Raw genomic sequence first — 1,079 nt, 5'->3', positions numbered from 1 at the left:
GGAAGTGGCCTCCAACCGGCGCTACTTCGACGAAGCCGGGGTGGTGCGTTACAACCGGATGAGCGCGAGCCGCGATGCGAAAATCCGGGCGGGCGAACTCGGAACCATTGACCCGATGCTGAAGACTCTCAGCCTGTGGGACGGCGACACGCCCGTGGTGGCCTTCAGTTCCTACGCCACCCATCCGATGAGCTTTTACGGCAAGGGGGGAACGACGGCCGATTTCGTGGGCATGGCCCGCAAGATGCGGCAAAGTGAAGACCCGAAGACCCTGCAAATCTACATCTCCGGATGCAGCGGCAACGTGACCGCCGGGAAATTCAACGACGGCTCCCCCGACAACCGCCCCGTGCTGGCGAAACGCATCCATGCCGCCATGAAGGCCGCGTGGGAGAACACGAAACGCGAACCCATCAATAAATGCGAATTCAAGAATGTGCCGATGAAACTGGAAGCCCGAGGCGGGGCGGCCTTCTCGGAGGCTGAGTTGAAAAAGCAAATCGCCGAGAATCCCCGTCCCTTCGGCCAATGCCTCGCCGCCCTCGGTCTGAGCTGGCTCAAACGTGTAAACACCGGCCAGCCGGTCGATGTGTGCTGTTTGGATTTTGGCCCGGCGGCCTATCTGCTGATGCCGGCCGAATCGTATGTCGAGTATCAATTGATGGCGCAGGCCATCCGGCCCAAAGACTTCGTGATGGTCGCCGGCTACGGCGAAAGCGGCCCCGGCTATATCCCCATTGAACGGGCTTGGAAGGAAAACGACGGCAACCTGACTGACTGGTGCTGGGTCAACCCCGGCAGCGAAGCATTGATGAAAGCGGCGATGGAAAAGGCATTGGGGAAGTGAGAAGGGAAAGACACTAACCACAAAGACGCAAAGATTACACAAAGTTTCACAAAGAAAATCAAAAGCGAGATTGAACAGAAGCAAAGAGAAATCAGGAAGAAGGCCAAGCAAGAAAGCAAATTCGCAATTCGGATTTCACTTTGTGTCTTCTGGTTTTCACTTTGCTTGTCGTTTTGATTTCATTCTTTTCTTTGTGAAACTTTGTGTGATCTTTGCGTCTTTGTGGTTAGTG

At 55.5% G+C, this 1,079-nt stretch carries 1 pseudogene; it reads left to right on the top strand.

Annotated features, from left to right (window positions below):
* Positions 1–847, top strand: a pseudogene (locus tag BGIM_RS47920) (hypothetical protein); the annotation flags it as partial.
* Positions 848–1,079: the final 232 nt, after the last annotated feature.

It is taken from the genome of Zavarzinella formosa DSM 19928 (assembly GCF_000255705.1).
GTDB classification, from domain to species: Bacteria; Planctomycetota; Planctomycetia; order Gemmatales; family Gemmataceae; genus Zavarzinella; species Zavarzinella formosa.
The sequence above is the reverse complement of the archived record's forward strand: the minus strand, read 5'-3'. Positions and strand labels throughout refer to the sequence as shown.